This is a genomic window from Streptomyces sp. NPDC056580 (assembly GCF_042793175.1).
GTDB lineage: Bacteria > Actinomycetota > Actinomycetes > Streptomycetales > Streptomycetaceae > Streptomyces.
The window spans coordinates 13,515-26,281 of the sequence record NZ_JBHTVE010000006.1; the positions used below are offsets into that span (position 1 = coordinate 13,515).

At 74.9% G+C, this 12,767-nt stretch carries 14 protein-coding genes; 10 read left to right on the plus strand and 4 right to left on the minus strand.

The genetic code is table 11. The features are described from left to right. Positions 1-13: 13 nt before the first annotated feature. A complete protein-coding gene (locus ACFQ9Z_RS13850) occupies positions 14-646 on the plus strand; it encodes a GNAT family N-acetyltransferase (RefSeq protein ID WP_383015885.1) in 633 nt (210 codons plus the stop codon). A 23-nt stretch (positions 647-669) separates the two neighbouring features. On the opposite strand, the gene ACFQ9Z_RS13855 is transcribed toward ACFQ9Z_RS13850, so the two are convergent. Further along, on the minus strand, positions 670-1,389 hold the full coding sequence (locus ACFQ9Z_RS13855) for a lipoprotein (protein ID WP_383015888.1): 720 nt from the start codon (positions 1,387-1,389) through the stop codon (positions 670-672). Between the two features lie 183 nt (positions 1,390-1,572). On the opposite strand from ACFQ9Z_RS13855, the gene ACFQ9Z_RS13860 reads away from it, so the two are divergent. Beyond that, positions 1,573-2,898, plus strand: coding sequence for a lipase family protein (locus tag ACFQ9Z_RS13860; RefSeq protein ID WP_383015891.1), 1,326 nt, complete (start codon positions 1,573-1,575; stop codon positions 2,896-2,898). Between the two features lie 15 nt (positions 2,899-2,913). Here the strand turns inward: ACFQ9Z_RS13860 and ACFQ9Z_RS13865 are convergent, their stop codons facing one another. Further along, a complete protein-coding gene (locus ACFQ9Z_RS13865) occupies positions 2,914-3,555 on the minus strand; it encodes a class I SAM-dependent methyltransferase (RefSeq protein WP_383015894.1) in 642 nt (213 codons plus the stop codon). A 121-nt stretch (positions 3,556-3,676) separates the two neighbouring features. Here ACFQ9Z_RS13865 and ACFQ9Z_RS13870 point away from each other — a divergent pair, with 121 nt between their 5' ends. The 8 genes from ACFQ9Z_RS13870 (at position 3,677) to ACFQ9Z_RS13905 (ending at position 9,752) form a co-directional block, all read left to right on the plus strand. Continuing rightward, positions 3,677-4,135 (plus strand): flavodoxin family protein, encoded by a 459-nt coding sequence (locus ACFQ9Z_RS13870; protein WP_383015897.1) that lies wholly within the window; start codon positions 3,677-3,679, stop codon positions 4,133-4,135. Positions 4,136-4,380: 245 nt separating this feature from the next. Next, positions 4,381-6,522 carry an acetoacetate decarboxylase family protein gene (locus tag ACFQ9Z_RS13875; protein ID WP_383015900.1) on the plus strand — a complete coding sequence of 714 codons (2,142 nt, stop codon included), beginning with the start codon at positions 4,381-4,383 and terminating at the stop codon, positions 6,520-6,522. Positions 6,523-6,556: 34 nt separating this feature from the next. After that, positions 6,557-6,898: a hypothetical protein gene (locus ACFQ9Z_RS13880; protein ID WP_383015903.1), complete on the plus strand. Its 342-nt coding sequence runs from the start codon at positions 6,557-6,559 to the stop codon at positions 6,896-6,898. After that, positions 6,895-7,194, plus strand: a complete 300-nt coding sequence (locus ACFQ9Z_RS13885) for an acylphosphatase (RefSeq protein WP_383015906.1) — start codon at positions 6,895-6,897, stop codon at positions 7,192-7,194. The genes ACFQ9Z_RS13880 and ACFQ9Z_RS13885 overlap by 4 nt, the downstream gene beginning before the upstream one ends. Before the next feature lie 148 nt (positions 7,195-7,342). Then, on the plus strand, positions 7,343-7,840 hold the full coding sequence (locus tag ACFQ9Z_RS13890) for a hypothetical protein (protein ID WP_383015909.1): 498 nt from the start codon (positions 7,343-7,345) through the stop codon (positions 7,838-7,840). A 204-nt stretch (positions 7,841-8,044) separates the two neighbouring features. Continuing rightward, positions 8,045-8,731 (plus strand): hypothetical protein, encoded by a 687-nt coding sequence (locus ACFQ9Z_RS13895; RefSeq protein WP_383015912.1) that lies wholly within the window; start codon positions 8,045-8,047, stop codon positions 8,729-8,731. Next, on the plus strand, positions 8,728-9,015 hold the full coding sequence (locus tag ACFQ9Z_RS13900; protein ID WP_383015915.1) for a BON domain-containing protein: 288 nt from the start codon (positions 8,728-8,730) through the stop codon (positions 9,013-9,015). Before ACFQ9Z_RS13895 ends, ACFQ9Z_RS13900 begins: the two co-directional genes overlap by 4 nt. Continuing rightward, positions 9,012-9,752 carry a metallophosphoesterase gene (locus ACFQ9Z_RS13905; protein ID WP_383015918.1) on the plus strand — a complete coding sequence of 247 codons (741 nt, stop codon included), beginning with the start codon at positions 9,012-9,014 and terminating at the stop codon, positions 9,750-9,752. Before ACFQ9Z_RS13900 ends, ACFQ9Z_RS13905 begins: the two co-directional genes overlap by 4 nt. A gap of 22 nt (positions 9,753-9,774) precedes the next feature. Here the strand turns inward: ACFQ9Z_RS13905 and ACFQ9Z_RS13910 are convergent, their stop codons facing one another. Both ACFQ9Z_RS13910 and ACFQ9Z_RS13915 read right to left on the minus strand, forming a co-directional pair. After that, on the minus strand, positions 9,775-11,037 hold the full coding sequence (locus tag ACFQ9Z_RS13910; protein WP_383017125.1) for an MFS transporter: 1,263 nt from the start codon (positions 11,035-11,037) through the stop codon (positions 9,775-9,777). A gap of 557 nt (positions 11,038-11,594) precedes the next feature. Then, positions 11,595-12,584 carry an aldo/keto reductase gene (locus ACFQ9Z_RS13915; RefSeq protein WP_383015921.1) on the minus strand — a complete coding sequence of 330 codons (990 nt, stop codon included), beginning with the start codon at positions 12,582-12,584 and terminating at the stop codon, positions 11,595-11,597. Positions 12,585-12,767 lie beyond the last annotated feature (183 nt).

The window sequence follows — 12,767 nt, forward strand, 5'->3', positions numbered from 1 at the left end:
GGAGCATGTCCCCATGCCGACCAACGCCCCGAGCCCGTTCGTCCGTCCCTACCGCCCGGCCGACCGCGACGCGGTCGCCGACGTCTGCGTCCGCACCGCGCACAACGGCGGTGACTCCCGGGCGATCTACCCCGACCCGCGCCTGATGCCGACGATCTTCGCCGAGCCCTACTGCCACTTCGACCCGGACCTCGCCTTCGTGCTGGACGACGGTGAGGGCCGGGCCGTGGGCTACGTGGTCGGCACGGCGGACACCGAGCGCTTCGTCAAGGACTGCCGGCAGGTGTGGATCCCCCTGGTGGCCGAGCGTTACCCGGCCCCGGTGGCGCCACCGCGCACGCCCAGCGAGGAGATGATCGGCCTGCTGCACCACCCCGAGCGCATGATCCTCCCCGAACTCGTCGCCTACCCGGCCCACTTGCACATCGACCTGCTTCCGCCCTGGCAGCGGCGCGGACACGGGCGCCGGTTGATGGGCGCGCTGCTCGACGCCCTGCACCGGCAGGGCGTTCCGGCCGTCCACCTCGGTATGGTCACCGCCAACACGGCCGCGCGCGCCTTCTACGACCGACTCGGCTTCCACGTGATCCCGGTCCGCGACCCGGGCCCGCTCACCTATCTGGGCCGGGCCGCGGCGGACGGCTGAACCGGGCCGGCCGGAGCGGTCCGTCAGCGGACGCGCAGGGTCCGCTTGGCGAGTTCGTAGGCGGGCCGCATCTCCTCGTGCTCCTCGGTGTCCATGCCGCCGAGGTGCAGCACGACCGGCCCGTCCGGAGTGCTCACCGCGAGGGCGGTCTCCTTCTTCGTCTCGTCGAGGAGCTTGCTCGTGTACAGGTACTCGACCTCGACGCCGGGCACGCCGGTGGCCGTCCGGAAGGAGTGGTACTCGGCCCCGCCGGCGTTGTCCTCGGCCGCCACGAACTCCCGCAGTGCGGTGCGCGCGTCCGTGTCGCCGGGCTTTCCGGTCCACACGCGCAGGAAACCGATGTTCCCGGCCGGCTTGGCGTCGATCTCGCAGGCGGCGGTGACCGGTCCCTGGCGCAGGAAGGCGTCGGCGAGGTCGCCCGTCAGGCCGCCGTCCGCGCCCTTCGACGCCTTCGACAGCTCCGCCCCGGCGTCGACGCCCTCGGCCTTCCAGTGCTCGGCGACGTCGAAGCTGACGGGCAGTTCGCAGGCCGAGCCGGCCGCGCCGACCGTGCCTCCGCGGGCCGCCGTCGCGGCGCTCGCCGCCGCCTTCGCCGGCCGGCTGGGCTCGCCCCCGTCCTGCGCCGTGGACGACTCGGTGCATCCGCTCAGCACCGCCGTCAGGAGCGCCGATCCGACCGTCAGACCCACTGCCCCGCCGCGCATGATCCCCACCTTGACCTGCACCGTCCCCTCCCCGATCATCGGCCGGACACTGTAGCGCAGAGGCCGAAGGCGGGGCGGGGAGCGGCTCGCGCTGCCGCTGCTGACGCGGCGTCTCATTACCCAACCGTGACCTTCCGTGGGCTACCGCCAGTAACTTACTCGACAGTAAGGTCCGTGCCACCCACATCGGAACCCCCTGCCCCACCACTCGGGAGGTCCGCCATGCCCGCACGCACCCGTCTTCCGGTGCTCGCGCTCGCCGTCGCCGTCTGCCTGGGCGCACAGGCCGCCCTGGCACTGCCCGCCGCAGCCTCGGACACCGTCGCGTCCCGGGGGGTCACCATCCCCGCCTTCTACGACCCGCCCGCCACCCTGCCCGCCGCGGACGGCGCCCTCGTGCGCAGCGAGCACCTTCCGCTCGCGCTGAGCCTGCCCGGCCTCGACGGCCCGCTGCCCGGCCGGGCCACCCGGCTGATGTACAAGTCGACCGACTCGACCGGGAGTCCGGTCGCCGTGACCGGCGCCTACATCGAACCGGCCGCCGCCTGGAAGCACGGCGGACCGCGCCCCCTGATCGCCGTCGCGCCCGGCACCATGGGGCAGGGCGACCAGTGTGCCGCCTCCCTCGGCCTGGAACACCCGCTGAGCCTCAACGCCGGGACGGTGTCCGTCGGTTACGAGGACCTGGCGATCTACCGCCTGCTCGCCAGGGGCGTCGCCGTCGTCGTCACCGACTACGCCGGCCTGGGCGCCACCGACCGGCTGCACACCTACGTCAACCGCCTCGACGGCGGGCACGCCGTGCTGGACGCCGTGCGCGCCGCCCGGAACCTGCCGGGCACGTCCGTGACGGCCGCCTCGCCCGTCGGTCTGTACGGCTACAGCGAGGGCGGCGGCGCCACGGCCTCCGCCGCCGAACTCCAGCCGGCCTACGCCCCCGACGTCACCCTGGCCGGCACCTACTCGGGTGCCCCGCCCGCCGATCTGGCCGCCGTCACCAGAGCCATCGACGGCAGCGACCTGGCCGGCGCCCTCGCCTGGGCCGTCAACGGCTTCCTGCAGGCCGACCCCGCCCTGCGGACGATCGCCGACAAGCGCCTCGACGCGGCCGGCAAGGCGGCGCTCGAAGACCTGTCGACCATGTGCGCCGGAGACGCCATCCTCTCCTACAACTCGGCGCACAGCACCGCCTGGACGACGGACGGCTCCTCCCTCAGCGACGTCATCGCGGCCGAGCCCGCGCTGCAGGACTTCCTCGACCGGCAGCGCATCGGCCGGGCGAAGCCGGCCGGCCCGGTCCGGGTGGCGACCGGGGTCAACGACGACCTGGTCCCGCACGCGCAGGCCCGCACCCTCGCCGTCGACTGGTGCCGCAAGGGCGCCGACGTCACCTACGTGCCGGTCGTGGCGCTCCCGTTGGGCCGCTCCCTGCTCAACCACTTGGCACCGCTGATCGCCGACCAGGGCGACGCCATCGACTGGCTGACCGACCGCCTGGCCGGCAAGCCGGCCGGTTCCACCTGCTGGTCGCTGCCCATCCGGCCCTGACCGCGTCCGGCGCGCTCAGCCGGACGCGCGCCGGCAGTGCAGGAACAGGTGCGGTTCGGGCACGGCGCCGGGATGGGCCGGGGCGAACTCGGCGTGCTCCGCCGCCAGTACCGTCAGACCCGCCCCGGTCGCCAGCGCGGCGAAGTCCCCGGCCGTGAAGCTGGTCACCCGTACCGGCTGCCCCATGAACAGCCCCTCGGCGCCCTCCAGGTCGAGGGGCACGGTGGCCAGCACGGCGTACCCGCCCGGCCGCAGCGCCCGGGCCAGCCGCGCCACCACGGCCGACTGCTCGGCGCGGGTCATCTGCAGCAGTGAGAAGTAGACGCACACCGCGTCGAACGAAGCCTCGTCGAGGGTCAGTTCACGGATGTCGCCGAGACGGAAGACGGCCCCGGGCACCTGCCCGGAGGCGAGGTCGACCATGACCGGGGAGACGTCGACGCCGAGCACCTCGTGCCCGGCGTCGGCGAGGGCCCGCGCGGTCGGCCGTCCCGTCCCGCTGCCCACGTCCAGCACTCTGCTGCCCGGCTCCAGCCGGTCCAGCAGCCAGCGCAGGGAGTCGCGGTGCGCCTCAGAGGCGGCGAACGCTTTCTCGTAGTCGAGGCCGAGCGTGTCGAACAGCACGGCGGCCGGTGCCCGGTGGTCGTCCTCGGTCAAGACGGCTCCTCTGTCGTCGCCTGCGGGTGCCGGGCATCGTCGCACTCCCGGTCCGCGTCCGACAACGCCGCGCGCCGGGCGCGGTTTGCGGGTCCGGTACCGGCAGGGCAGGGTTCGGGGCGTGCCCACCTTGCTGATCGTGCATCACACCCCCTCGCCCAACTGCCAGGAACTGTTCGAGGCCGTCGTCTCCGGCGCGACCACACCGGAGATCGAGGGCGTCCGCGTCGTGCGGCGGGCGGCGCTGTCCGCCACCGCCGCCGACGTCCTGGAGGCCGACGGCTATCTCCTCGGCACCCCGGCGAACCTCGGCTACATGTCCGGCGCCCTCAAGCACTTCTTCGACCAGATCTACTACCCGTGCCTGGACGAGACCCGGGGACGGCCCTTCGGCTACTGGGTCCACGGCGGCAACGACGTCACGGGCGCCGTCCGAGCCGTCGAGACCGTCACCACCGGCCTCGGCTGGCGCCGTGCCGCCGATGCGGTGACCGTCACCGGCGCACCCGGCAGGTCCGACGTCCAGGCCTGCTGGGACCTGGGCGCCACGGTCGCGGCCGGGCTCATGGACGAGGGCTGACGGCGGCACGGTACGGGGGCCGCCGTCGGCCCTCGTCCGGGGCCTGCCCGGACGCCCGGCGCCGGGCGGACGCTAGGCCGTCCGGGTGCCTGCCGGCCGGCCCGAATCCCGTGTTCCGCCCGGTCGGGCGGGCGCGGGCCGGCAGGCGAAGGTGCGGGCGTGGTGTCCCTCGCCCACGATGGGACCGCGGCCGGCCTTCGAGGGCCCGGCCGCGCACGCACGTCGTCGACCCTAGGGAGCGTCGGATGCGAGCGGACGGCCACGCCTCCGGACGGCCCCGGCCGGACGGCCAGGACGCCGGGGAACTGCTGCGCCGGTGCGCCGAGGACGTACTGGACGTCGCCGAGGGCATCGGCGCGGTGTCCGCGCGCACCGGCGCGGCCCTGCTCGACCCCCGGCTCGCCGGCTCCCCGCACCGCCGCCGGACCGCCCTGGCCGCCCGCTGGGCGCTGCTGCGCGCCCTGACCGGCGGGCAGGGACTCGGCCGTCCGGCGGCCGTGCCGCCGGGCAGTCCGGTACGGCTGCCCGGCCGTGCCGGACTGCCCGCCTGGGTGGCGGTCACCGCGCTGCGGCTGAGGGTCGCCGCCGTGCTGGCCGGCCACCCCGAGTTCGCCCGCGACCCGGGCACCCGGCGGCTGACGGACGCCCTCGCGGCCGGCGGCGACCCGGCGGCCGTACGGTCCCTGCGCGCCCTGTTCCGCGACCCGGGAGCACAGCGCGCCCTGGCCGGCCTCACCCCCCTGATGACCGAACTCATAGCCGTCAGGCGGCTTCTGGAGGGCGGGGCAAGGCCCGGCGACGGACCCGGCTGGGCGCTCGTCCCCGGCCCGCCGGACGGACCGCCGCCCGCCGCCCCCGTGCCGCCCGTCCACGCCAGGGACAGGGGCGAGGCCGCGGCCGAGGCCGTCGACCTCACCGAACAGGAGCGGCAGACCATCGCCGCCGAAGGGTCCTTCCTCGGCTTCCTGCGCAACATCCACGTACTGTCCGGCGACGGACGGATCCTGGTGCAGAACGTGCGCGGCCCCGACGGCGTCGTCCGCTACGCCGTCCAGGCCCCCGGCACCCCGCCCGGACGGCCCCGCGAGGACGGCCCGCGCGACTTCGCCGACGCCTGGCACGACCTGTTCGCCACCGACTCGCCCCACACCCGCTCGATCCGGCTCGCCCTCGCGGACTACGGCATCCCGCGCGGCGCCGAGCTCGCCCTGATCGGGCACGGCGAGGGCGGCACCGCGCTGCTCAACCTCGCCCGGGACCCGGACTTCTGCCGCGCCTACCGGATCACCCACGTCATAACCGTCGGCTCCCCGGCCGCCGGACTCCCCGCCGCCGATCCGGGCACCTGGACCGCCGCCATCACCGACCAGCACGACATGGCGCACGCCTCCGACGGCCGGCCCGGCGGCCCCGGGACCGGCCCGGACCCCAACCGGTACGAACTCGACTACGCCGGACCCGCCGGCCCGTTCCCGCTGCGCCACACGGTCCGCGACTACATCGAGCACCTGCGGGCCGTCGTCCCCCAGGCCCGCGAGACCGTCGACGACGCGCTCACGCCCTACCGGGGCCCGGTCGTACGCACTCAGGCCTACCGGCTCAGGAACCGCGCCCACCCGCCCGAGGGGCACCCCTTCCTCACCCTGCCCACCGCCTCCGTCGCCACCACGGCCGGCCCGGTGGACGTGCCGGTGCGCTACTACGACTCCTCCGCCGCCCACCTGTGCTACCTCGTCGACGCCGGGACGGCGCAGGCCCTGCTGCCCGCCGGCGGCCGGACCTTGCCCGGCCGGGCGACCGGCCGGGCGCTGGCGGTGCTGTCGCTGTACGAGCACCGCTGCTCGACCATCGGCCCCTACACCGAGGTCGCCCTGACGGTGCCGGTGGCCGACCTGTGGCGGCCGCGCCCGTACGACCTCGCCGCCGACCTGCTGCGCCGCGCCGACCTGCGCCGTACCGGCCGGCAGGTCCTCTCCCTCGCCGTCAGCAGCGAGGAGGCCCGTGCCGTCGCCCGGGAGGTCTGGGGCCAGCCCGCCACCCTCGGCTCGGCCGTGGCCGACCTGATGGGGCGCCACCTCGGGTTCGCCACCATGGAGACCGGCCTCGTGGTGGCCGGCCGCCTCGGCCGCGGCGCACGCTGCCCGCAGCCGGACTGGGCGCTGTACGGCCGGCGCGACGGCTCCACGGTGCGCACCCTGGTCCGCGCCCACGGCGCACCGCGGCTGCACGCCGGCGCCCGGGTGCGGCTGCGCCTTGACACGGCGGCGGCCGAACCCATGGCCGGACAGCTGCGCCGGCTCGGCATCGACCGGGCCCGGCCGCTCTTCGTGCTGCACCAACCGCGGTTCACGGCCCACCGCAGCGCCGGCGCCGTGCTGCCGCGCTGAACCGAACGCACCGATCCGTGAGTTGGGAGCCGTCTTGGTCACCGAGTTGCTGCCCCGCACGATGCCCTCGCCCGTCGAGATCCTCGACCGGGCGGTCGCGTTGCGCGCCGACGCCGACCTGCTGGAGGGCTACGCCCGGCGGCTGCTGGCCACCGCCCGGGCGCTGACCGGCACCGCGGCGCCCGAGTCGAGCCGCCGGGCCCTGGAACGCCAGGCGGCCGCCTGCCGTGTCGCGGCGCGCAGGCTGCGCACCGCCGCCGACGCGCTGCTCGCGCACCGGCGGGCCACCGCGAACGGACGGGGCGGACCGCCGGCCGGCGCCGGCCGGTACCAGCCGTGGGCGGTGCCGGGCGAGGACAGGGGTGCGCGGGGATGACGGTACGGCGGCATGTGCGCGTCAGCGGACGCGTCCAAGGGGTCTTCTACCGCGACACCTGCCGGCGGCTCGCCGAGGAGCATGGTGTGGCCGGTTGGGTGCGCAACCTGCACGACGGTGACGTGGAGGCCGTGTTCGAGGGTCGCCCCGACGACGTCGCCCATCTCGCGCGCTGGGCGGAGCAGGGCCCGCCGGCAGCCAGGGTGACGCGCTGCACGGGCGTGAGCGAGTCCCCCGAGGGCCTGTCCGGCTTCCGCGTACTGCCCGACGCCGCGCCCGGCGACGGCCCACGCTAGGCAGCCGCCACGCGGGCGCCTCGTGTCCGTGTCCGGCCCCCGGGAAGGAGAGGACGCGAAAAGGGAACCGACGGAAGGGATTCGGGGTCTTACGGTCCGTCGACGCCCGGGATCGTCCGGTCGCGAATAAAACGGGGGAATGAGAAACATGCCTGTCCGCAGTCGCAGGACCCTTCTGACCGCCGCCGCCGTCACGGCCGGCCTCACCCTGGCCGCCGTCACGCCCGCCCTCGCCGGCACCGGCACGAGCCACACCCGCACCGCCGCCGTGTCCTCGGCCCAGGGCGACCCGCGCGACGCCACCCAGCGCGTGGCCGACTTCTACGGCGCCTACATCGACTCCGTCTGGGCCGCCGACGACCCGGCGGCCGCCGCCAACGCCAAGGCGCTGCGCGCCTTCTACCTGTCCGCCGCCGCCCAGAAGAAGGCCGCCGACTACGAGCGGAGGAACCACGCCGACGGCATCCTGTTCGCGCAGAACGTGCCGGTGAAGTGGAAGGTCGCCTACACCGGGTCCGGCATGGGCCACGCCACCAGCAGGGTCACGCTGACCTGGGGCGACGGCGCCCACGCCCAGGTCACCAGGATCGAGGTCCAGTCCGACCTGCGGACCCTGAAGATCACCGGCCTCAAGCCGGCGGGCTGACCCGGCGAGCGGGCCCGCGGTCCCGCCCCGCCCCACCCGGGGCGGGCCCGCGCGGCCGTCGGGTCCTGCGGCGCCGGACGGCCGCCCCGCCCCGTCCCGCGGCGCGGCCGGCCAGGACTGAGCGGCACCGGCCCGGGTACCCGACGGGCCCCCGGGGCCGTCCCGGCCGGACGGGTAGAGCAGGGCGCCGCGAATGGAGAGAGCATGACGCAGAACGGGGAGGGACCCGCCCCCGCCCGGCGGACGGAGGTCACCGGGATCCGCCTCGCCGGTGACGGACCGGAGCCGCGGGTGCCGACCGCATCGGCCGCAGATCCCCTGCCGCACGACCGCAGCCAGGCGATCCTGGAGGCCGCCAAGCAGATCGGCGCCCTGCTGAAGAGGAAGGGACACCCCTTCGCCCTCGCCGGCAGCGTGGCCGTCTACGCCCACGGCGGGAGCCGTGACCTCCAGCACGACGCCGATTTCGCCGTACTCCCCGAGGACTCCGACGCGGTGGCCGCCAGTCTGCACGAGGCCGGCCTGCCGGTGCGCACTCCGCCGGAGGACTGGCTGCTGAAGACGACCTGCCACGAGCAGGACATCGACATCATCTACCAGCTCGCGCACCAGCCCGTCACCAAGGACATGCTGGCCCGGGCGACGTGCCTGCCGGTCGACTCCGTCCTCATGCCCGTGCTCTCCCCGACCGATCTCATCCGCAGCCTGATCAGCGCCTTCTCGGAGCACTACTGCGACTTCGGCGCGGTCCTCCCGGTGGCCCGCGCCGTGCGCGAGAAGGTCGACTGGGACGAGGTGCGGGACTCGTGCGGGGACCAGCCCATGCCCGCCGCCTTCCTCTTCCTGCTCGAACGACTGAACGTGATCGCACCCCGGGAGGCGCAGTCATGACCGACCAGGACGCACACCGGCCGCCGGCCCGGCCGGCCGCCGAGAACCTCGACTACCGCGTCGCCCACCTGGCCGAACGGATCGCCGCCGGACCGTTCGGCGAACTGGGCGTACGGCTCGTCCCGCACGGCGGCTCCGTGCTGCTGACGGGCACCGTGCCCTCCACCGAGTGCCGGGACCAGATCCTCGGCATGGCCCGCGAGGCGCTGGCGGGGCACCCCGTGCACTGCGACATCCTCGTCGCCGGGACCTCCTCGCCCGATCACGGGGAGGACCTCACATGATCCGTGTCGCCGCCGTCGGGGACATCCACATGGGGCCGGACAGCCAGGGCACGCTGCGCCCCGCCTTCGAGACCCTGCCCGAGTGCGCCGACGTCCTGCTGCTCGCCGGGGACCTCACCCGGCACGGCACGCCCGAGGAGGCGCAGGTCGTCGCCCGCGAGATCAAGGACCTCGCGGTGCCCGTCGTCGCCGTCCTGGGCAACCACGACCACCACGACGACCGCCCCGAGGAGGTCACCGCCATCCTCCGCGACGCCGGCGCGCACGTCCTCGAAGGACAGGCCGCCGTCGTCACCAGTGACGGCGCACGCATCGGGGTGGCCGGGACGAAGGGCTTCGGCGGGGGATTCGTCGGACGCTGCGCCGGCGAGTTCGGCGAACCGATCATGAAGGAGTTCGTCCGCTACAGCCGCCGGTGCGCCGACGGACTGCTCGCCGGCCTGAAGCAGCTCGACGACTGGGACTGCGACGTCCGGATCGCCCTGACCCACTTCTCACCCGTGCCGGACACCCTGGCGGGGGAGCCGCCGGAGATCTACCCCTTCCTCGGCAGCTACCTGCTCGCCGAGGCGATCGACACCGCCTGCCCCGACCTCGCCGTGCACGGGCACGCCCACGCGGGCACCGAGCACGGGATGACCAGCGGCGGCATCCGGGTCCGCAACGTGGCCCAGCCGGTGATCGGCCAGGCGTTCCACGTCTACAACCTGCCGGGTCGCGAGCGCGCGGCGGCCTGACCCGGCGGCTCTCGGCACGGGCTCAGGCGGCCGTGCCCAGGGCCTCCCGGCCCGTCATGTCGCCGTCCTTCGCGGGCAGCCTCAGCGCGGTGGGAACCGCGACGCGGCGCCTCATGAGACCCGCGCCGATCGCACCGGCGATCAGCAGCCCGCCCGCGACCAGGGCGCCCCGGGCCCCCGCCCGCTCCATCAGCAGGCCGAGGGCGGGCGGCCCGCCCAGGCCCCAGACGGTGCCGATGCTGCTCCACACCCCGAGCACCCGGCCCCGCATGTGGGCGGGCGGGTCGGTCTGCAGCACGGCCGTACCGGCGGTGTCGGAGACCGACTCCACCACGGCCATCGGCAGCACCAGCACCAGCAGGACGGCCAGGGACGGCGAGAGGCCCGCCGCCGCCTGGAGCAGCCCGCCGGCCGCCGCGAGCACGCCCACGGTCCGCACCGACGGGCTGCGCAGCCGTGCGCCCAGGACCGCGCCGAGGATGCCGCCGACGGCCAGCACCGTGGACACCGCGCCGAACGCCCCGGCGCCGCCCGCGAGGGGACCGGTGACCAGGACGGCGAGGGTGAGACCGTAGTTGCGGCCGAAGACCGAGCTGAGGCCGGTGACGGCGGCGAGGGCCACCAGCCGGGGCCGGCGGACGAAGAAGGCCAGGCCCTGCCCGACGCTCATCTCGGCCTTGTCCGGTACGGCGCGCTCGGTGGCCGACCCCTCCCGGACCGCCCCCTCCCGGACCGCCCCGTGCACGGGGCGCAGGAACGGCACGACCGACGCCACGAAGAGGAACGACAGCCCGTTGGCCGCGTACGCGGCGGAGGTGCCGAGGAAGCCGACGGTCACTCCCGCCAGCGCCGTACCGGCCAGCCGGCCCGCGCTGTGCACCAGGGCGCCCACGCCGATCGCGGACGGCACGTCCGCCACCGGCACGAGGTCGTTGCCGAGCAGCGCGCACGCCGGTCCGTCGACGGTGGCGATGACGCCGGTCACCGCGGCCAGCACCAGCAGCGACGGCATGTCGATCCGGTCCAGCGCCACGAGCAGGGCGGTGGTGAAGGCGACCGCGCCGAGCAGGCCCTGGCTGACGGCGACCGTCAGCTTCCGCGGCCAGCGGTCGACGGCCGCGCCGCCCAGCAGGCTCACGAAGAGCGCGGGCGCCGCCTGCACGGACATCGACAGGCCGGTCGCCGCGGCGGACCCGGTGATCTGCAGCACCAGCAGGTTCTGCACGGTGAGCTGCATCCAGGTGCCGGCGTTGGAGACGAGGTTCGCGACCGACCACCAGCGCATGCCGCGGTGACGCAGCGACCGCCACGGCGAACGCGAGGCGCCCGGGCGCGCGGCGGCACCGGTTTCGGGCAGGGAAGTGGGCAGGGCAGGAGCAGGGGGCACGGCGGCTACTCGACATCCGGGGGCGTCGGAAGGGCGACGGCGGAACGGCGAGACCGGCGGCGCTGCACGGCTGGTCCGCCCGGTCGCAAGGGCGCCGACCATGGTGGCAGACGGACGGGCGAGTGGTTGCCGCCCCGCGCCGCGCGGCGTTCCGGTCAACCCCAAGGCCGCGCCCCGGCAACGGACTTGGGCGCTGGGTGGGCTTGCTCACAGGCCCCGCGTCCCACCCGCGAGTGGCGGGCATTTGCCCGGCGCCCGCGCGGGCTACGCGGAAGGGCCACGGACCGTCCGCTCCGGGCGCCGGAGGTGTGACATGAGCGGCAACGACCGGGCACGGGCCGGCCGGCCGCGCCGGAGCCCCGTTCACGCTCCGGCGCCGGGGGCCGCCGCTAGACAGCCGACGAGATCCTCGACAAAGTTGCCGCCTACTGCCGACGAATCTCTGACTCAGGTCACTAGCGGTTGACCGACCGCATCCCGGCCTCGTCGTAGCGCTCGCCCGAGGCCCGCGGCAGTTCCGCGTCGATGCGGTCGAGGTCCTCCTTGGTCAGCTCGATGTCCACCGCGGCCGCGTTCTGCTCCAGATAGGTACGGCGCTTGGTGCCCGGGATCGGGACCAGGTCCTCGCCCTGGGCCAGCACCCAGGCGATCGCGAGCTGGGCCGGGGTCACGTCCTTCTCCGCGGCGATCTCCTTGACCTTCGCCGCCAGCCGTAGGTTCGCCTCGAGGTGGGCGTCGGTGAAACGGGGGCTGCTGCGGCGGTAGTCGTTCTCGTCCAGCTCGTCGGGGGAGGAGAAGCGGCCGGCGAGGAAACCGCGGCCGAGCGGCGAGTACGCCACGAAGCCGATGCCCAGCTCCCGGCAGGCCGGCAGGACCTCGGCCTCCACGTCACGGGTCCACAGCGAGTACTCGCTCTGCACGGCGGTGACCGGGTGGACGGCGTTCGCCCGCCGGATGGTCTCCGCGCTCGCCTCGCTCAGCCCGATGTACCGCACCTTGCCCTCGGCGACCAGCTCCGCCAGGGCGCCCACCGTCTCCTCGATCGGCACCTGCGGATCGACCCGGTGCTGGTAGTACAGGTCGATGTGGTCCGTGCCGAGCCGCTGCAGCGAGCCGTGGACGGAGCTGCGCACGTGCTCGGCGGAGCCGTCCTGCCGGCCGACCGTGCTCATGTCGCCCGGCACCGCGTCGTCCATCCGGTAGTTGAACTTCGTTGCGATCACGTACTCGTCCCGGTGCCCCCGGATCGCCTCGCCGACCAGGGACTCGTTGGTCAGCGGCCCGTACATCTGCGCGGTGTCGAGGAAGTCGATGCCGAGCTCGAGGGCGCGGCGGATGGTCGCGATGGCCTCGTCCTGGTCGGCGGTGCCGTAGAAGGCGGACATTCCCATGCAGCCGAGGCCGATGGCCGATACCTGGAGATCCCGCAGACTGCGCTGTCGCATGTGCTGTTCCAGCCTTTCGCACATTTCGGTCGGCGTCCGTGCCGCCGTCACGGCGCACGGACGGAAGGAACCACCCCACCATTCAGCGACGGATCGGGCCGCCCGGCATCCCGTGGGGGACGCCGGGCGGCCCGCTCTCGCGCGGCGGGAGGTTCCCGACGTTACGACCTGAAGTGCGCTCGA

Bases quoted from the DNA above. Each gene is read 5' to 3' on its own strand.
- ACFQ9Z_RS13850 (WP_383015885.1), top strand. From the start codon at position 14: ATGCCGACCAACGCCCCGAGCCCGTTCGTCCGTCCCTACCGCCCGGCC.
- ACFQ9Z_RS13905 (WP_383015918.1), top strand. From the start codon at position 9,012: ATGATCCGTGTCGCCGCCGTCGGGGACATCCACATGGGGCCGGACAGC.
- ACFQ9Z_RS13860 (WP_383015891.1), top strand. From the start codon at position 1,573: ATGCCCGCACGCACCCGTCTTCCGGTGCTCGCGCTCGCCGTCGCCGTC.
- ACFQ9Z_RS13900 (WP_383015915.1), top strand. From the start codon at position 8,728: ATGACCGACCAGGACGCACACCGGCCGCCGGCCCGGCCGGCCGCCGAG.
- ACFQ9Z_RS13855 (WP_383015888.1), bottom strand. From the start codon at position 1,389: ATGATCGGGGAGGGGACGGTGCAGGTCAAGGTGGGGATCATGCGCGGC.
- ACFQ9Z_RS13875 (WP_383015900.1), top strand. From the start codon at position 4,381: ATGCGAGCGGACGGCCACGCCTCCGGACGGCCCCGGCCGGACGGCCAG.
- ACFQ9Z_RS13910 (WP_383017125.1), bottom strand. From the start codon at position 11,037: ATGCGCTGGTGGTCGGTCGCGAACCTCGTCTCCAACGCCGGCACCTGG.
- ACFQ9Z_RS13915 (WP_383015921.1), bottom strand. From the start codon at position 12,584: ATGCGACAGCGCAGTCTGCGGGATCTCCAGGTATCGGCCATCGGCCTC.
- ACFQ9Z_RS13885 (WP_383015906.1), top strand. From the start codon at position 6,895: ATGACGGTACGGCGGCATGTGCGCGTCAGCGGACGCGTCCAAGGGGTC.
- ACFQ9Z_RS13890 (WP_383015909.1), top strand. From the start codon at position 7,343: ATGCCTGTCCGCAGTCGCAGGACCCTTCTGACCGCCGCCGCCGTCACG.
- ACFQ9Z_RS13895 (WP_383015912.1), top strand. From the start codon at position 8,045: ATGACGCAGAACGGGGAGGGACCCGCCCCCGCCCGGCGGACGGAGGTC.